Below are 19082 nucleotides of genomic sequence, written 5' to 3'. Positions count from 1 at the left end.
GCTTTTTCTAAATGAGCGCAACGATTTTTCAAAGATTAAAAAAAGAGATACGAAAGTTAAAACATTTCGGTATCTCTCCCTTTTAAATGAGTGGAATGATTATATTTTTATTAATGTTTCACTTGAATAATACGGGCATATTTCAAAAATTGTGGTGAAAATTGTTCTTTAACCTCTTGAGGACTCAAATAGGTTACACCTACAATATGCCAATTAGGATTAAAACGATAAAATGAATCTTTACGCAAACTCCACTTTACCATACTGCCGTCGCGATTATAACGTGGCAACGTCATCTCGTAACCTTCTAGTACATTGATAAACATTTGAAAAATATCGAGGTCTAATCGTTCAAACTGGTCAATAACAAGATATTGACGTTCTGTTTTTGGCATCAACTCGGTGATAAATCCTTCACGGTAATACATCGCGCTTGCTTCATTTGGTAAATAACGCCCATACAACATTTCTTCCGAAAAATCAGGGTGCGCCGTTGTAATCACCGGTGTCGCATTGGCTTTTTCGACTAAGGATTCTGCTGCTTTTAACCCTTCTGATTTATCATTTGCTAATAATAGAATGAACGGTTTAATGTCATCGCCCGTACTTTCACCTGTTGAATGCCCTACTGTTTCGAACTGTCCTTTCATTCCGCCGTTTTGACTCATTTCCATAATCGCTTCAAATTGCGTAGGGGTTAAACTTGCAATAGCTTGTTTTGCATTTTCTTGTAAGAAATACAAATTTTTTAATTTAGGATGTTTATTTAAGGTCATTAGACTGACGGGTGGAATATCTTCAATATAGCGTATTTCGATCGCTGTACTATTTGTGCGGCCTGCTTCTGGTGGTCGTGTATGTATGTGATGGGCAACTTCTGCTCGACCAATGACAGACTGATTGCTATAACGATTGTAAATGAGTATCTGATCCCCTACCTCGAGTTGTGTATAATGATGATAGCCATTACGTTTAATTCCATTGACATTATGTGTATATATCGTATAAGTTTCACCGGGTTCAAATGAGATTGTTTCAGCCATATAAAAGTAACGCGGCACAGAAACATCTCCTGTCCCTAAACCTTTGATTAATTCAAATTCATCATAAGAAATTTTATTAAATAGGGATTCTTTCATATGATTCATTCGAAACTCTAAAGCTTCACTTCGTTTTAAATATTCGGTCGTGAGTGATTTAAACGTTTCTTTAAATTTAAATTGTACATGGATTTTATTTTGAGCGCCTGTGACGACATTGATAATTTCGCCCCAGCCTAGTAATCCCGCATCTGTTTGGACTTGATAAAAAACAACTTTATCTCCAATTTGAGCTTGTTTAAACGCACGATAACCTTGTGTTGGATTAAATTGTGCGCCTGATTCAAATACAGCGGTTTGACCTACTAGAGGTTCATTATGATTCCAGCGATTATAGCCACAGTTCAGCCAAAAATAGTTCGTTTCTGCTGTCATGATGATTTGGTTCTCCTTCATTTATTTAATACGTTCTAATAGTTTGAATGGATAGACAGTCGTCAGATTTATGTTTGAAATAATGTAATCACGCCTACTATCACAGGGAATAAGTTGACCATAATTCCCCCAAGCTTTAACATGCTACTAATTTCACGATTTGGAAATGTCCATATCGTAGCAATAATCCCGATTAAACCAATGATTACTGGAAAAACGGGGGATGGAAATAAAGGAACATTAAAAAATATGACAGCACCTGAAAGAATGCCGCATATTAGCGCAATATATAAACCACTTTTCAAATTCGAAACACCGCCCTTAGACATAGCTGATGATTAATGTAAATTCACCTTCAAATACATTGTCCAAATCTTCTGCCGTTAAAATAAAGTGATGGCCTTTCTCAATAGGATAAATTTCTCCATCAACAATAAGTTCCCCGCGTCCCTCTAAAACTGAGACTAAAACAAACTCTCTTGGTTTCATATAATTCAACGTACCGTCTATTTCCCATTTCACAACCGTGAAGAATTCATTTTGTACAAATGTGGTTCTTTTATGTGTTTCAATCACTTCGGTGGTAGGGATGACATTGGGACTTTCATTTCCGTACTGAATCACATCTTTACTTTTTTCAATGTGTAAAGGACGCAATTGTCCATTTTGGTCACGGCGGTCGTAATCATAAATACGATAAGTCGTATCTGACGATTGTTGCGTCTCTAAAATCATGATACCTTCGCCAATACCATGGACTGTCCCTGCAGGAACATAAAAGAAATCGCCCGCTTCGACAGGCACACGTTTAAAAAGCTCATCAAAACGACGTTCATCTAGTAATTTTGCTAACGTTTCTTTTGAATCTGCATTTGTCCCATATATAATTTCCGCCCCTGGTTTTGCATCCAAGATATACCAACATTCTGTTTTACCAGATTCGCCATTTTCAAATTCATAGGCGTACGTATCATCTGGATGCACTTGAACAGAGAGTTTTTGTGTTGCATCTAATATCTTTGTTAGTAATGGGAATTTCTTTGTCGGAAATTCCCCAAATAGTTTAGGGTACGTCGCCCAAACGTCGTCTAGCGTCATCCCTTGATATGGGCCATTTAAAATTTCATTCGCACCATGAGGATGTGCCGATATTCCCCATACTTCACCGATATGGTCACTAGGTAACACGTAACCATATTGTGCTAAGTTTGTACCTCCCCAAAGTCGTTCCTGAAAAACCGGCTTTAACATTAAAGGCATGGGGATGTCACCTCACATTCTTATCTATAATTTCTATGTATTCGCGTAAGTATTTGCTAAGTTATACAGTGATTGTAACACAATTAAAAAGCGCGTGCCTAGGACATCTCAACGAAATTAAGTCTTTCATCCACATTTCAAATTCCTAGTACACGCCTCTGTTTTTCTATGATTCTACAATATAATTATCGACAAGTGTTTGTCGCACCTCTTGTAAATGGATTGTCATTTTCTGAGCAGCATCTGTCTCATTTTGTCTTTGGATGGCATCATAAATTTCCATATGTTCATGAAACAATTTTTCCATTCGTTTTTGACGACTATATAAATAAATATGACGCGTTCCTTTCATTGTATGTTGAATCTTATCCGCAATGTTGTTGAGTAACTCGTATAAAAAAGGGTTGTCCGTGGCTTTAGCAATCGCTAAATGAAAATTTAAGTCCGCCACTTCACCAGACGTATTATTTTGAATTGCGTGTTCCATTTCATCTAATGCTTTTTTCATGGCGACTAAATCTTGATCAGTTCGTCTTTCAGAAGCCAAACTTGCCGTTTTTACTTCAACAGCTTCACGTAATTCTAAAATATCTTTTACACGTTTTTGCGTTAACGCTTGATCTTTAAAATCAAATAACTGTGGCTGCTTTTGTTTGACAAACGTCCCATAACCATGTTTGATTTCGATTAAACCTATCATACGTAAAGCATTTAATGCTTCTCGCATAGAGGCGTTACTCACACCGTATGTTTTGGCTAATGCTTGTATAGAAGGAAGACGTTCCCCTTCTTGTAATTGTCCCTTTTCAATTTGCTCTATTAAATCATTAGCGATTTGCTCGTAAATCTTTTGATTTGAAATTTTCATCCCCCATCTCACCTCATATTTATTTTAACAAATAAGTTTCTCAGTCGCCCATTAAATTCAATAATCGTTGAAACAAAATATCATTTTAAAAAGGTCTAAAACGAATGAAATGACCCTTTTCTAGTTAATATCTTTATTTTTGAAGTTTAATCACCAGAAAAATAACTTATTTTTACCTTATTGATTTCCAAAACCAATATATTTTGATAATGTGTTAAGTATTGAAAGGAGTGCTCGCAGGTGTTTAAATTCACAAAATTATTTTGGCACAATTCCAAATCTCAAAGAAAGACGTTATTATTAGCGAACTTTGTCAACTTTTTATTAATGGCCGTTATACTCATGTTGATTTTTATTCCATTTCAACAATTGATACAAATGGCTTCAATATCAATGATGATGGGACAAGGAAGCATTCAAAACATTATCTTGACGATGATAGGATTTATCGTCCTTACGCTCATCATTTTTGTTTTCCTCATCTACCCATTATTTACTGGATCTATTCGCACTTTTTATCACGCGATTCATGATCATACATCAGTTAAATTTACAGACATTTTCAAGTCATTTACGGGTGGTCGTTGGTTGAAGGCCGTTAAACTTGGTTTATTTGTAACACTTTGTCTTGTACTTATGTCAGCTATAAATACACTTGTTAGCATGGGACTTAAATCATTATTAAGCACGTTAATACTATCTTTAAGAGATCTTTCACTTAGTAATGGGACACTACAAACAATCATCTTGATTGGGTTTGTGATTATCTCAATCATTAGTAGTATTATCATTTGGTTTGTATGTATATTTGTTACGAATATGACTGTCGCTTATGTTGAAGAGCCAAAACGTCCTTTAAAAGAACTCATCAAACTAGGTTGGTCTGGTATTCGCAACAAACAAAAAACATTTTTACCATTCTTTATTGGCCTTCTCATTTTGAACTTTATCTTAATATTATTTGCCTTGCCAATATTGCAGTTACTATCAAATTTAGTGAGTCAACTTTCATTAGAAACGTTAAACATTATTAAACTTATCACTGTGATTGTATACTTCTTACTGCGTTTCTTTGTTTATTTCTTTATAATCGGTACCATTGTTCAATATTTTGTAAGACGTGGCCAAAAACAAGAAAAACAAGTGAAATAATAGATTAATATTGATAGTAAAAACCAGGACGGAATAATTCCGCCCTGGTTTTTACTTTAATATGAGCTTGTTATTTTATGTAAGCAAGTGTTTTTCTAAAAACTTTGCTGCACCGTCTTCATTATTATCATCTTCTGTTTCATATTCAGTTAATGCTTTAATATGGGGCTTAGCATTTTTCATGGCTACAGTCACTGCACCTACTTCAAACATCGTACGGTCATTATCACTATCTCCCATCACAAGTGTTTCAGAGAGGTCAATATCGAAATGTTGACACATTTCTTGTATCCCAGTGCCTTTATTAATGCCATATTTCATCGTTTCTACATTATTTTGTGTTGAATTAGACACTTCAATTTTTAATGTTTCACTTTGCTCATGCATGGCATTACGAAAAGCTTCAATTTTATTTAAATCGGGGTGAAACAAGTACATTTTTGAATAGCCTAAGTCATCCGGAATATCGTGTCGCCATGTCAGTTTTTCCTTTATCGCTTCATGACGAGACAACCATTCACTCTCGGCGACTTGATTTGGTTTTTCTCCTTTTACAAGTTCTAAAATCCAAGATTGATCTTTAGTGAGCGCAAAACGAGATTCTGTAAACGGAAAAACCTCATAATAAATACCTGACTTTTGAGCCTGTTCTACAATTGTTTCGACCGCTGTGACACTTAAATCATGCTCAAACAACACTTGCTCATGAATATGTCCTAAAGTTCCATTGGAAGAGATGATTCCATCAAATTCAAGATCCTTTGGAATAAGTAAATGAATTTCTTCATAAGCTCTTCCCGTCGCTAGAAACACTCGGTAACCTTTGTTTCGTAGTTTTGTAATCACTGACGCAGTGTTTTCTGATGCACGGTTATTTTCATGCAGTAATGTCCCATCCATATCTAAAAAAATTGCTTTCACGTTTTTCATAATCCTTTTCCTTTCCACAATACTTTCTTCTATATTGTTTCATGTTTATCTTCATGAATCAATGCTCATTACAAACGCACGATTTGGTATCGATGATGGTGATGATAGACTTTAACAGGCATATTAAATAACTTAGAAAGGTGGTGTCCATTGAGTACATCTTCTATTTCACCTTTGGCATGAATGGAGCCCTCTTTTAACAATAGCGCCTGGTTAACATCACTTGAAATTTCTTCAATAAAGTGCGTGACATAAATTAAAGCTGTTTCAGGATAGTGATAATACATGCGTTTTAATGTATCTATAAATTGTTCACGTCCTACAAAGTCTAAGCCATTTGTAGGTTCATCTAACACCAAAACTTTAGGTCGGTTAATAATCGCACGTGCTAACAAAACGCGTTGTTGCTCACCTGAAGATAACTTACCTAAGCATTGAGATTCAAATCCGGCTATATTTAACTGTTCAAGCACATCTTTTGCCCGATTGATTTCTTCTTGTGTCGGTGTATGATATAAACCTATCGTTTGACGAAAACCGCTTAATACCACATCCCTGACGGTCTCTTCAGGTTGAAATTTCCCAGAAAGCTCACATGAAATGTAGCCCATTTGTGCTCTCACATCTTGCGCCGAATAGCCTATTTCACCTGGGCGATGTCCAAACAATACCACTTCTCCGGTTGTAGCAAACTCATAAGCATTTACAATATTTAATAATGTTGTTTTGCCGGCACCATTTAAGCCATACACTAGCCAATGCTCGCCTTTATTGACTTGCCAATTGATATCTTTTAGTATTTCCCGTCCCTCTATCGTTTTTGAGACATTCTTCAATGAAATTAACATGGCCACCACACCTTTTTACATATTACACTCATCGTACCAAAATCGGCTATTTTTGCATACAAAAAAGACGGCAAATCGCCGTCTTTAAGCTTTATTTAAGAATTATTCTACAGTCACTGATTTAGCAAGGTTTCGTGGTTTATCCACATCTAAATCACGGTGTAATGCTGCATAATAAGAAATTAATTGTAATGTAACGACTGAAACGAGTGGCGTTAATAATTCATGTACATGAGGAATAACATACGTATCCCCTTCTTTTTCTAGTCCTTCCATTGAAATGATACATGGGTTGGCACCACGTGCAACAACTTCTTTTACGTTACCACGAATAGAAAGGTTAACCCCTTCTTGTGTCGCAAGGGCAATGACAGGTGTACCTTCTTCAATTAATGCGATTGTGCCGTGTTTTAATTCACCGCCTGCAAATCCTTCTGCTTGAATATATGAAATTTCTTTTAACTTAAGTGCACCTTCAAGGCTGACATTGAAGTCAATTGTACGACCAATGAAAAAGGCATTGCGTGTTGTTTCTAAGAAATCTGTCGCAATTTGTTCCATTTTTGGTGCATCGTCCACGATAGTTTCAATTGCAGCTGTCACTTTCGCTAATTCAGGCAATAAATCAATGTTCGTTTCACGGCCATGTTCTTTAGCCACAACTTGAGAAAGGATAGATAATACAGCAATTTGCGCCGTATACGCTTTCGTTGATGCAACGGCAATTTCAGGTCCTGCATGTAACAATAATGTGTGGTCCGCTTCACGAGATAAAGTAGAACCCGCTACGTTCGTAATTGTTAAAGACTTGTGTCCTAATTTTGTTGTTTCAACAAGTACTGCACGACTATCTGCAGTTTCTCCAGATTGAGAGATGTAGATAAATAATGGGTTTTTAGAAAGTAATGGCGTGTTATAAACAAACTCAGAAGCTACATGAACTTCCGTAGGCACGCCCGCCCATTTTTCGAGAAATTCTTTACCTACAAGACCCGCATGGTAACTTGTCCCTGCCGCAATAATATAAATACGGTCGGCTGAACTCACATCTTTCACAATTTCAGGATCAATTTTTAGATTCCCTGACTCATCTTCATACTCTTGAATGATACGACGCATAACAGCAGGTTGTTCGTGAATTTCTTTTAACATGTAGTGACTATAAATGCCTTTTTCAGCGTCAGATGCATCGATTTCAGCTGTATAGCTTTCACGTTCAATCACTTGTCCGTTCAAATCTTTAATCACAACGCTGTCACGTTTCACAAGTACGATTTCTTGGTCTTTTAATTCTTTATATTCACTTGTGACTTGAATCATCGCTAATGCATCAGAGGCAATAACATTAAAGTCATCCCCAATACCAACTAATAATGGAGATTTGTTTTTCGCTACGTAAATTGTGCTCTCATCTTCACAATCTAATAAACCGAGTGCATAAGAACCGTGTAATAAACTAATTACTTTAGTAAAAGCTTCTTCTGTAGATAAGCCTTCTTCTGAAAAATGTTCAACTAATTGTACAATAACTTCTGTATCTGTTTCTGATTTCAATTCCACATGAGGAATGTATTCTTGTTTTAATTCCTCATAGTTTTCAATTACACCATTATGAACTAACGTAAAACGTTCACTTGATGATTGATGTGGATGTGAGTTTTCATAACTAGGGACACCGTGTGTTGCCCAGCGTGTATGTCCAATACCTGTTGAACCGTCACCTGCTTTTTCAGCTTCTTTACGTAATTCAGCAATTCTACCTTGCGCTTTAGTAACAGTCACACCTTGTTCATCGCGTGTCGCAATACCTGCTGAGTCATAACCACGATATTCTAACTTTTCAAGTCCACGTAATAAAATTTCTTTTGCATTTTGTGTACCAATATAACCTACAATTCCGCACATAATTTTTTCCTCCACATTGAAATAACGGTGCTTTGAACACTCTTTTGATCAGGTCCCCATTCTGTTTTAATGGAGAGACTCACCTTTCGAGCAGTTAAGCATCGCTTTTCATCTCTATTTTTTATGTTGGCGATCTTATTAACTTTGTCCAACAAGTCACCTTGCTGATTTAATTAATAAGCTAACGAATGAGCCACATCCGGGATAGCATCCGCCGAAAAAGTTCGATCACTATCCTCCTCGTCTACAAGCGACATCAATAACCCTCATATATTTTCTGTTTTAAAATATAGAGTATGGTTGTATCACTCACTTGTGCTGGCGCTTTTATTGATGTACCCTCTATCCTCCTTTCAAAACAATATAACTTATTTTACACTTTCATCTTTACATATTGCAAATAATTATTCGTGCGTTCACACAAAATTTATTTGAAATTGTTACACATTTGTATCAAATGAATTGACTTCAATATTAAATCTTCGGGCATATGAATATCATTTTTGATGTAGATTGCTTTTATTAAACCTCCTCTCCCCGCGAAATTTTATTTTTGAATTAATCGCGTTCTCTCACTCAACGCATTCTTCTAAAAATATAATCCCTATAAAAACGACGTTAATTGTGATTTGTCATTCTCAAAGTGACAAACCCGAATTTAGTTTGCATTGCTGACGATAATGACAGCGCTTACGATGAAGAAGTAAGTTACTTACTTTATCGATTAAGGGGGTTGTCACTGAAAGCTATATTCAAGCTATGAAAGCGCGTGAACAATTGGTTTCTACTTTTATGGGAAATGCCCTTGCGATCCCTCACGGAACTGATGAGGCTAAAAATGAAGTCCTCACTTCGGGCTTATCTTTAATTCAAATTCCTGACGGTTTGGATTGGAATGGCGAAGAAGTGAAAGTTGTTATTGGCATCGCAGGTAAAGATGGCGAACATCTTGACCTCCTTTCTCAAATTGCGATTGCTTTTAGTGAAGAAGAAAACGTTGAAAAAATTATTCATGCAAAAGATGGTGCTACGATTCGACGTGTCTTTGAGGAGGCGGATGCATAATGAAAGCTTTACATTTTGGCGCAGGAAATATTGGCCGAGGTTTCATTGGTTTTATATTAGCAGACAATGGATATGAGGTGACATTTGCAGATGTCAATAGCGATATCGTACAAGCCTTAAAACAAGAACAATCCTATACCGTCACCCTTGCGAATGAAGCACAAACGAAAAACAATGTAACGCAGGTCACTGCTTTACATTCAACTGAAGATGCAAATGCATTAGAGGACGCTATTTTAGAAGCAGATCTAATTACAACTGCTGTTGGTGTGAATATTTTACCGATGATTGCTAAGTCACTGGCTCCCGTGTTAAAAAGACGTCAAACTGCCGTCAATGTCGTCGCTTGTGAAAATGCGATTAATGCGACAGATCAACTCCAAAGTGCATTAGAAGCAGAAGTTGGCCCATTTGAAACACACATCCATTTTTCTAATGCAGCTGTAGACCGCATTGTGCCAATTCAACATAATGAAAATATACTTGATGTGACAGTTGAACCATTTTATGAATGGGTTATCGAAGCGGACACTTGGTATGGTCAAAAATTACAAGGGGTTAAATACGTTGAAGCTTTAACGCCTTATATTGAACGAAAATTACTCACTGTGAATACTGGTCATGCTTATCTTGCTTATGCGGGTCAATATTTTCATCATTCAACGATTTTAGAAGCCATTAACGACACGTCGATTTTTAAAGGTTTAGAACGCGTACTTGAAGAAACAAGTAACTATATTACTACACAGTTTGATTTTGATAATGACACAATGAAAACATATAGAGAGACGATCATTGAACGCTATCAAAATCCTTATTTATCTGATGATATTACACGTGTAGGCCGTGGAGTTCTTCGTAAATTAGGCCCAAATGATCGCATTATGAAACCATTGAAAGCTTTACACGCTAAAAACGAACCGCATACAGCTTTAACACAACTAGCAGCGTATGCATTACATTATACAGATCAGAATGATGCTGAAACCATTGAGAAAAACAAGCGATTACAAGAAGAAGGCATGCAAACATTTTTGATGCAGCATGCCGAAGTGAATAAAACACTCGCTCAAGAAATTGAATCAGCCTATCATGCTTTATAATTAAATACGGATAAAGAAAAAGCAGTGAGCACTATACACGCTCACTGCTTTTATATTATAATCCCATTTTTTCTTCTACGACGTTTGCGATTGTTTGTGCAAAACGTTCTGCATCTTCATCAGTTTTTGCTTCAACCATCACACGCACTAATGGTTCAGTACCTGAAGGTCGTACTAAAATACGTCCTTCGCCATTCATCTCTTCTTCAACATCGCGCATGATCGCTTGGACATCTTGGTTGTCCTCCACACCATGTTTATCTGTTACACGTACATTGACTAATGACTGTGGATATTTTTGCATTTGGGCGGCTAGCTCACTTAATTTTTTACCTGAGCGTTTCACAACTGCAGCTAATTGAGTCCCTGTTAAAAGACCATCACCAGTAGTATTATAATCCATCATGACGATATGACCTGATTGCTCTCCACCTAGATTATAGTTTCCACGACGCATTTCTTCTACGACATAGCGATCTCCCACTTTTGTTTTGTTAGAAGCAATGCCTTCACGCTCTAATGCTTTATAAAAACCGAGATTACTCATAACTGTTGAAACAATCATATTGTCATTTAATTCACGATTTTTCGCCATTTCTTGACCAATGATAAACATGATTTGATCCCCGTCAACAATATGACCTTGTTCGTCAACTGCGATGAGACGATCTCCATCACCATCAAAAGCTAAACCAAAATCAGCTTTTGATTCGACAACTGTTTTTGCCAATGTTTCAGGATGCGTCGAACCCACACCATCATTAATATTGTAACCATCTGGATTACATCCAATTGTCACAGTATCCGCTTCTAAATCACCAAATAAGAATGGCGCTAAAGAAGCTGTAGAGCCATGTGCACCATCTAGTGCAATTTTGAGGCCTTCTAAGTTGACATCAACTGTCGATTTCAAATAGCTTAAATATTTTTGAGCCCCTTCAAAGTAATCAGAGGTATGGACAATTTGATTTCCAGTTGGACGTGGTAAGTCTGGATGCTCTTGATCCAACAGTTGTTCTATTTCATTCTCTTGATCATCTGAAAGCTTAAATCCGTCAGACCCAAAAAACTTAATGCCGTTATCCGCCACAGGATTGTGAGAGGCTGAAATCATCACACCTAATTCAGCTTCCATCTCTCTTGTTAAATATGCGACACCTGGTGTTGAAATGACGCCTAATCGCATTACTTCTGCACCAATCGATACAAGACCTGCAATTAACGCATGTTCTAACATTTCACCTGAAACACGCGTATCTTTTCCGACTAATACACGTGGGTGGTCTTTATGTTGATTATGTGCAAGGACGTAGCCACCATAACGCCCAAGTTTAAATGCAAGTTCTGGAGTTAATTCTTGGTTTGCAACGCCTCTTACACCGTCTGTACCAAAGTATTTACCCATAATTCATTTCTCCTTTATATCTCATCATTAATTTACTTTAATATTCGCTTCCACTGCTGATGGTTTTGAATAAGTTACGCCTTGTGGTAAGTCTAATTTAACTTCCCTCTTTGTCGTTTCTGAAACGTTATTGACATCCACCTGACCGGTAATTTCGTCAATATCTTCTAAATCATTTCGATTGCCATAAATATCAATGGTCTCATTATCTAGACTGACATCCGAAATAGAGGTGCCTTCTTGAGGATTGCCTTTACGTGTTACTTTAACTTTTACTTTTTTATGATAAGGTTCCACATCCACGCTCAAATCAACTGAAGCGGGTACAACTTGAACATCAAGTTTATTCATATTTTTATCAAACACTGCCACTTTCGCTTGCGCGGTCGTCTTTTCGGAAATACCTACATCATTTGTATAGCTTGCTTTTGCAAACGCAATCCGATCAAGTTGTTCTTTGCCTCCTACTACTTTTACAGTTCGTGGTGAGACAGATTCTTCCTTAATCATATAATTGGCATCGACAGCATAAGGGCTTGTATTCGGTTCAACTGTAACTGTTCTACTTTCTTTTTTCTCTATAGAAAGATTTGCCTCTTTAGGATAGACACGATAATTGATATCTTTATCTAATCCTCTCACTTGAAAGTCCACCGTTTGGTCCCCTGTCTTTGCATCAGATACATCGAGCGTCACCTTATAGTCTTCTACTTTTTGAGCTTGTAAAATTTTAGACTGAGGTCCACTCAACTCTACATCTACACTATCGGGCGCTCCTGAAACATATAAATTTTTATTGTTGTTAATGACTTCGACAGGCACGTTTTTGATAGTTTTATTGCCATCATTTGATATAGTATCTGTGCTAAAAGATTCGCCGAATACATTATTCACTGATAAAAAGAGCAACAGTGCGAGAATAAATGCAAAAAATCTCAGTCCCCATTTTGATTCAAACATTTAATTCACGCCCTTCTTAGAAAAATGTGATCCGAACCAATGTTCAGTGAGCAACTCTTCAAAAGCTTCAACAGAAATATCTTTACGTAATTTACCATCAAATGTCACGGAGATGGAGCCCGTTTCTTCAGAGACAACAACTGTAAATGCATCAGAAACTTCAGAAATACCCACAGCCGCACGATGTCTCGTTCCTAAACTTTTCGCAATTTTAGGACTATCTGATAAAGGCAAGTAACTTGCAGCCGTAGCAATTTTGTCACCTTGAATAATCATCGCCCCATCATGTAATGGCGTATTAGGAATAAAGACGTTTGTGAGTAGTTCTTGTGAAATATCAGAATGCATCGGAATGCCAGTCTCTATGTAATCTTGTAACCCTGTCTCTTTTTCAAAGACAATTAAAGCTCCAATACGACGTTTAGCCATATACTGGACTGCTTTTGACACCGATTCAACGAGTTTAGGTACTTCAACTGAAGATGTCATCGCATAACGTTTGAACAAACTCCCTCTTCCAAGTTGTTCTAACGCACGTCTAATCTCAGGTTGAAAAATAACAATAATGGCTAGAAAGCCCCATTGCATCACTAAGTCAAAAAGTCTTGAAGTCGTTGTTAACTGTAAATATTCACTAATCCCTTTACCTACCAGTATAAATAAAATCCCTTTTAACAATTGAATTGCTTTAGTTCCTTTAAATACGGTTATAAGGAGATAGATGACATACCATACAATTAATAAATCTAGAATGCCTGTAATGACCTCAAGCGTACTTAAATTTTGAAAGAGGTTAGAAATTTGCATAGCATCTCCTCCGGTAATCTATTCCCATAATCCATATTATAGCAAGCATTGCGGCCACTGTCATATATGAAAATAATGTTCTATTCATTTTCTTACATAAAAAAACACCTATTAAACGGTTAAACGTCTAATAGGTTGAATACGTTAAATTATTAGAGTAAACTCTCACCAAAGAATGAACCTAATAATGCAACAGCTTGCTCTGCAGTTTTATTTCCTATATCCAACAAAGGGTTTACCTCTACTAAATCCATAGAAGTAACCAACCCTGATTTTTGCAATTGTTCCAATGCAAAATGACTTTCACGATAAGTGAGTCCCCCGAGTACTTTTGTGCCTGTTCCTGGTGTTTCTTCAGGATCTAATGCATCAACATCTAACGACAAATGGATGCCATCTGTACGTTCTTTCAGATATTCTATCGTCTCTTGAATTACCTTTTTAATACCCATCTCATCGATTTCTGCCATCGTATACGTTTTAATTTGATGTTTCTTAATATAAGCGCGCTCCCCATAATCCAAATCGCGCATCCCAATTAAGACAATATTTTCTGGTTTTACTTTAGGTGCAAACCCTCCTAAATGAACAAGCGCCTCCTCACCTTCACCGGCAAGCACACGCAAAGGCATTCCATGAACGTTTCCTGAAGGAGATTCTTCAGGTAAATTTAAATCCCCATGTGCATCATACCAAATAATTCCTAGATTTTTATAATGCTGACTCACTCCAGAAATAGAACCAATCGCTAATGAATGATCACCGCCTAAAATAACCGGAAAATGTTGATTTTTAATACTATCTGAGACTTTATCCTTTAAATCATTTGAAAATGCTAAAATTTCATCATAGTTTTGTAAACCTTCTTGTTGGGCGTGAAATTTTTCTAAATCAATTTCTGGTGTTTGCACATTTCCGCTGTCAATGACGCGGTGCCCAATTCTTTTGAGCCTTTCCACTGCCCCTGCATAGCGAATCGCATCAGGTCCAAAATTAACCCCTAGCTTTTTTTGTCCAAATGTTATAGGTGCACCAATAATTTCAATAGTTTTATTCATATGTATAACCCCTTTGTGATTTTAGATTAAGACACGCTTTTCCCCTCACACGTGTGTTAAAGCCTTAAAATCATCATATAGCTTTCATTTTGTATTCGCAAGTGTGTGTCAAATAGCGGAAGTGTGCTTAAAATTATTGATATGACATTTTTTGAATGAATATCTATGTTTTCGTGTTCATTCATTTTAGTAACGTATAAAATATACAATGTTTATACATTAAATATTTTTTGAGAAATTGGCTGTATAAAAAGGGGGCAACGTCGGTTGGTGAAGATATAACATGCTAAGTGACAAAACTTTGTTACTTAGTACGCTTTTGTAGTATTCAAAACAATGGTGAGTAAATAACTCACCCACCGTTAAAAGTATAGAAGCAACAAAAAAGGGTTCTATAATAAATCGGACTGATGTATAAATAATTTCATGTTTGACAGAGAACCAAAAAAAGACCCTATCCGAAGATAGGATCAATGAGTGAGCCATAGAGGATTCGAACCTCTGACCCTCTGATTAAAAGTCAGATGCTCTACCAACTGAGCTAATGGCTCTTATGGCTGGGCTAGCTGGATTCGAACCAGCGAGTGACGGAGTCAAAGTCCGTTGCCTTACCGCTTGGCTATAGCCCAATAAGATGGTGGAGGGGGGCAGATTCGAACTGCCGAACCCGAAGGAGCGGATTTACAGTCCGCCGCGTTTAGCCACTTCGCTACCCCTCCGATATGTAATTCAAAAATGGTGGAGAATGACGGGTTCGAACCGCCGACCCTCTGCTTGTAAGGCAGATGCTCTCCCAGCTGAGCTAATTCTCCATAAAATGACCCCTACGGGACTCGAACCCGTGTTACCGCCGTGAAAGGGCGGTGTCTTAACCGCTTGACCAAGGGGCCATGGCTCCACAGGTAGGACTCGAACCTACGACCGATCGGTTAACAGCCGATAGCTCTACCACTGAGCTACTGTGGATTAATAAAATGCTTGGCAACGTCCTACTCTCGCGGAACGTAAGTCCGACTACCATCGGCGCTAAAGAGCTTAACTTCTGTGTTCGGCATGGGAACAGGTGTGACCTCTTTGCTATTGTCACCAAACAATTTTTACTTCGTGACAAACGTTCGCATACGTTTTCACTTCGTAAAATGAATGTTTATACATTCAAAACTAGATAGTAAGTATTGTTTCACAAGCATCACCTTATGAACTAAATTGATTAAGTCTTCGATCGATTAGTATTCGTCAGCTCCACGTATCGCTACGCTTCCACCTCGAACCTATTAACCTCATCATCTTTGAGGGATCTTATAACCGAAGTTGGGAAATCTCATCTTGAGGGGGGCTTCATGCTTAGATGCTTTCAGCACTTATCCCGTCCATACATAGCTACCCAGCTATGCCGTTGGCACGACAACTGGTACACCAGAGGTATCTCCATCCCGGTCCTCTCGTACTAAGGACAGCGCCTCTCAAATTTCCTACGCCCACGACGGATAGGGACCGAACTGTCTCACGACGTTCTGAACCCAGCTCGCGTACCGCTTTAATGGGCGAACAGCCCAACCCTTGGGACCGACTACAGCCCCAGGATGCGATGAGCCGACATCGAGGTGCCAAACCTCCCCGTCGATGTGAACTCTTGGGGGAGATAAGCCTGTTATCCCCGGGGTAGCTTTTATCCGTTGAGCGATGGCCCTTCCATGCGGAACCACCGGATCACTAAGTCCGTCTTTCGACCCTGCTCGACTTGTAGGTCTCGCAGTCAAGCTCCCTTATGCCTTTACACTCTATGAATGATTTCCAACCATTCTGAGGGAACCTTTGAGCGCCTCCGTTACACTTTAGGAGGCGACCGCCCCAGTCAAACTGCCCGCCTGACACTGTCTCCCAACTCGATAAGAGTTGCGGGTTAGAAATCCAATACAATTAGGGTAGTATCCCACCAATGCCTCCACGTAAGCTAGCGCTCACGTTTCTAAGGCTCCTACCTATCCTGTACAAACTGTACCGAATTTCAATATCAGGCTACAGTAAAGCTCCACGGGGTCTTTCCGTCCTGTCGCGGGTAACCGGCATCTTCACCGGTACTATGATTTCACCGAGTCTCTCGTTGAGACAGTGCCCAAATCGTTACGCCTTTCGTGCGGGTCGGAACTTACCCGACAAGGAATTTCGCTACCTTAGGACCGTTATAGTTACGGCCGCCGTTTACTGGGGCTTCGATTCGTAGCTTCGCTAATGCTAACCACTCCTCTTAACCTTCCAGCACCGGGCAGGCGTCAGCCCCTATACGTCACCTTACGGTTTAGCAGAGACCTGTGTTTTTGATAAACAGTCGCTTGGGCCTATTCACTGCGGCTCTTCGAAGCGTGAACCTCAAAGAGCACCCCTTCTCCCGAAGTTACGGGGTCATTTTGCCGAGTTCCTTAACGAGAGTTCGCTCGCTCACCTTAGAATTCTCATCTTGACTACCTGTGTCGGTTTGCGGTACGGGCACCAATCTTCTAGCTAGAGGCTTTTCTCGGCAGTGTGAAATCAACGACTCGAGGAAAACATGTTTCCTCTCCCCATCACAGCTTGACCTTAATGAGTGCCGGATTTGCCTAACACTCAGTCTTACTGCTTGGACGTGCACTCCAACAGCACGCTTCGCCTATCCTACTGCGTCCCCCCATCGCTTAAAACGAATCATGGTGGTACAGGAATATCAACCTGTTATCCATCGCCTACGCCTGTCGGCCTCAGCTTAGGACCCGACTAACCCAGAGCGGACGAGCCTTCCTCTGGAAACCTTAGTCAATCGGTGGACGGGATTCTCACCCGTCTTTCGCTACTCACACCGGCATTCTCACTTCTAAGCGCTCCACATGTCCTTGCGATCATGCTTCAACGCCCTTAGAACGCTCTCCTACCATTGTCCTAAAGGACAATCCACAGCTTCGGTAATATGTTTAGCCCCGGTACATTTTCGGCGCAGTGTCACTCGACTAGTGAGCTATTACGCACTCTTTAAATGATGGCTGCTTCTAAGCCAACATCCTAGTTGTCTGGGCAACGCCACATCCTTTTCCACTTAACATATATTTTGGGACCTTAGCTGGTGGTCTGGGCTGTTTCCCTTTCGAACACGGACCTTATCACCCATGTTCTGACTCCCAAGTTAAATTATTTGGCATTCGGAGTTTGTCTGAATTCGGTAACCCGAGAGGGGCCCCTCGTCCAAACAGTGCTCTACCTCCAATAATCATCACTTGAGGCTAGCCCTAAAGCTATTTCGGAGAGAACCAGCTATCTCCAAGTTCGATTGGAATTTCTCCGCTACCCTCAGTTCATCCGCTCACTTTTCAACGTAAGTCGGTTCGGTCCTCCATTCAGTGTTACCTGAACTTCAACCTGACCAAGGGTAGATCACCTGGTTTCGGGTCTACGACCAAATACTCATTCGCCCTATTCAGACTCGCTTTCGCTACGGCTCCACATTTTCTGCTTAACCTTGCATCAGATCGTAACTCGCCGGTTCATTCTACAAAAGGCACGCCATCACCCATTAACGGGCTCTGACTACTTGTAAGCACACGGTTTCAAGTTCTCTTTCACTCCCCTTCCGGGGTACTTTTCACCTTTCCCTCACGGTACTGGTTCACTATCGGTCACTAGAGAGTATTTAGCCTTGGGAGATGGTCCTCCCAGATTCCGACGGAATTTCACGTGCTCCGCCGTACTCAGGATCCACTCAGGAGGGAAGATGTTTTCGACTACAGGATTTTTACCTTCTCTGATTAACCTTTCCAGGTTATTCGTCTAACATGTTCCTTTGTAACTCCGTACAGAGTGTCCTACAACCCCAACAAGCAAGCTTGTTGGTTTGGGCTCTTCCCGTTTCGCTCGCCGCTACTCAGGGAATCGATTTTTCTTTCTCTTCCTCCGGGTACTAAGATGTTTCAGTTCTCCGGGTCTACCTTCTCACATGCTATGTATTCACATGCGGATAACACGACATAACTCGTGCTGGGTTCCCCCATTCGGAAATCTCTGGATCACAGCTTACTTACAGCTCCCCAAAGCATATCGTCGTTAGTAACGTCCTTCATCGGCTTCTAGTGCCAAGGCATCCACCGTGCGCCCTTAATAACTTAATCTTTTGATGTTTTGGCAATCGTTTACATTCGGCTTTCGAATTAAACAATAACCAACATCCACCAGTTATTAATTATTGTGAGTCGTCTGTCGACGACTAGCGATAATTTTTGTT

13 protein-coding genes, 6 tRNA genes, 2 rRNA genes and 1 pseudogene are annotated in these 19082 nt (G+C 39.2%); 3 read left to right on the top strand and 19 right to left on the bottom strand.

Annotated elements, in window-relative coordinates; all coding sequences use genetic code 11:
- Nucleotides 1-110 precede the first annotated feature (110 nt).
- The 4 genes from PYW36_RS03210 to PYW36_RS03195 form a co-directional block, all read right to left on the bottom strand.
- Nucleotides 111-1475, bottom strand: a complete 1365-nt coding sequence (locus tag PYW36_RS03210) for an EVE domain-containing protein (protein ID WP_103159232.1) — start codon at nt 1473-1475, stop codon at nt 111-113.
- 68 nt (nt 1476-1543) lie between these two features.
- Nucleotides 1544-1780 carry a hypothetical protein gene (locus tag PYW36_RS03205; protein WP_037576636.1) on the bottom strand — a complete coding sequence of 79 codons (237 nt, stop codon included), beginning with the start codon at nt 1778-1780 and terminating at the stop codon, nt 1544-1546.
- A gap of 16 nt (nt 1781-1796) precedes the next feature.
- The gene (manA, locus tag PYW36_RS03200; protein WP_103159231.1) at nt 1797-2735 is read right to left on the bottom strand and encodes a mannose-6-phosphate isomerase, class I; all 939 of its coding nucleotides are present in this window, start codon (nt 2733-2735) and stop codon (nt 1797-1799) included.
- 166 nt (nt 2736-2901) lie between these two features.
- The gene (locus PYW36_RS03195) at nt 2902-3603 is read right to left on the bottom strand and encodes a FadR/GntR family transcriptional regulator (RefSeq protein ID WP_037576519.1); all 702 of its coding nucleotides are present in this window, start codon (nt 3601-3603) and stop codon (nt 2902-2904) included.
- A 240-nt stretch (nt 3604-3843) separates the two neighbouring features.
- Here PYW36_RS03195 and PYW36_RS03190 point away from each other — a divergent pair, with 240 nt between their 5' ends.
- On the top strand, nt 3844-4755 hold the full coding sequence (locus PYW36_RS03190) for a hypothetical protein (RefSeq protein WP_037576517.1): 912 nt from the start codon (nt 3844-3846) through the stop codon (nt 4753-4755).
- Between the two features lie 75 nt (nt 4756-4830).
- On the opposite strand, the gene PYW36_RS03185 is transcribed toward PYW36_RS03190, so the two are convergent.
- The 3 genes from PYW36_RS03185 to glmS form a co-directional block, all read right to left on the bottom strand.
- Nucleotides 4831-5685 carry a Cof-type HAD-IIB family hydrolase gene (locus PYW36_RS03185; RefSeq protein ID WP_037576516.1) on the bottom strand — a complete coding sequence of 285 codons (855 nt, stop codon included), beginning with the start codon at nt 5683-5685 and terminating at the stop codon, nt 4831-4833.
- 68 nt (nt 5686-5753) lie between these two features.
- A complete protein-coding gene (locus tag PYW36_RS03180) occupies nt 5754-6533 on the bottom strand; it encodes an ABC transporter ATP-binding protein (RefSeq protein WP_103159230.1) in 780 nt (259 codons plus the stop codon).
- Nucleotides 6534-6635: 102 nt separating this feature from the next.
- Nucleotides 6636-8438 (bottom strand): glutamine--fructose-6-phosphate transaminase (isomerizing), encoded by a 1803-nt coding sequence (gene glmS, locus PYW36_RS03175; protein WP_037576514.1) that lies wholly within the window; start codon nt 8436-8438, stop codon nt 6636-6638.
- Between the two features lie 729 nt (nt 8439-9167).
- On the opposite strand from glmS, the pseudogene PYW36_RS03170 reads away from it, so the two are divergent.
- Nucleotides 9168-9503, top strand: a pseudogene (locus tag PYW36_RS03170) (PTS mannitol transporter subunit IIA); the annotation flags it as partial.
- Nucleotides 9503-10606: a mannitol-1-phosphate 5-dehydrogenase gene (locus PYW36_RS03165; RefSeq protein WP_103159228.1), complete on the top strand. Its 1104-nt coding sequence runs from the start codon at nt 9503-9505 to the stop codon at nt 10604-10606. The pseudogene PYW36_RS03170 and the gene PYW36_RS03165, both read left to right, overlap by 1 nt.
- Before the next feature lie 55 nt (nt 10607-10661).
- Here PYW36_RS03165 and glmM read toward each other — a convergent pair whose 3' ends face one another.
- From glmM to PYW36_RS03105, 12 genes are all read right to left on the bottom strand, one after another.
- The gene (gene glmM, locus PYW36_RS03160) at nt 10662-12011 is read right to left on the bottom strand and encodes a phosphoglucosamine mutase (protein WP_103159227.1); all 1350 of its coding nucleotides are present in this window, start codon (nt 12009-12011) and stop codon (nt 10662-10664) included.
- A 27-nt stretch (nt 12012-12038) separates the two neighbouring features.
- Entirely contained in the window at nt 12039-12971 is a 933-nt protein-coding gene (locus PYW36_RS03155; protein ID WP_103159226.1) for a CdaR family protein, read from the bottom strand.
- Nucleotides 12972-13778 (bottom strand): diadenylate cyclase CdaA, encoded by an 807-nt coding sequence (gene cdaA / locus PYW36_RS03150; RefSeq protein WP_037576505.1) that lies wholly within the window; start codon nt 13776-13778, stop codon nt 12972-12974.
- Between the two features lie 152 nt (nt 13779-13930).
- Nucleotides 13931-14836 (bottom strand): arginase, encoded by a 906-nt coding sequence (rocF, locus tag PYW36_RS03145; protein ID WP_103159225.1) that lies wholly within the window; start codon nt 14834-14836, stop codon nt 13931-13933.
- Nucleotides 14837-15314: 478 nt separating this feature from the next.
- A tRNA-Lys gene (locus PYW36_RS03140) sits at nt 15315-15387 on the bottom strand.
- Between the two features lie 3 nt (nt 15388-15390).
- Nucleotides 15391-15465, bottom strand: a tRNA-Gln gene (locus PYW36_RS03135).
- 6 nt (nt 15466-15471) lie between these two features.
- Nucleotides 15472-15555, bottom strand: a tRNA-Tyr gene (locus tag PYW36_RS03130).
- Between the two features lie 17 nt (nt 15556-15572).
- A tRNA-Val gene (locus PYW36_RS03125) sits at nt 15573-15648 on the bottom strand.
- A 6-nt stretch (nt 15649-15654) separates the two neighbouring features.
- Nucleotides 15655-15726, bottom strand: a tRNA-Glu gene (locus PYW36_RS03120).
- Nucleotide 15727: 1 nt separating this feature from the next.
- Nucleotides 15728-15802 (bottom strand) — tRNA-Asn (locus tag PYW36_RS03115).
- Between the two features lie 10 nt (nt 15803-15812).
- A 5S ribosomal RNA gene (gene rrf / locus PYW36_RS03110) occupies nt 15813-15927 on the bottom strand.
- A 115-nt stretch (nt 15928-16042) separates the two neighbouring features.
- A 23S ribosomal RNA gene (locus tag PYW36_RS03105) occupies nt 16043-18969 on the bottom strand.
- Nucleotides 18970-19082 lie beyond the last annotated feature (113 nt).

The sequence above is a fragment of the Staphylococcus chromogenes genome (assembly GCF_029024625.1).
Lineage (GTDB): Bacteria > Bacillota > Bacilli > Staphylococcales > Staphylococcaceae > Staphylococcus > Staphylococcus chromogenes.
Note: the sequence above shows the minus strand (reverse complement) of the source record. Positions and strands in the feature narration are given on the sequence as shown.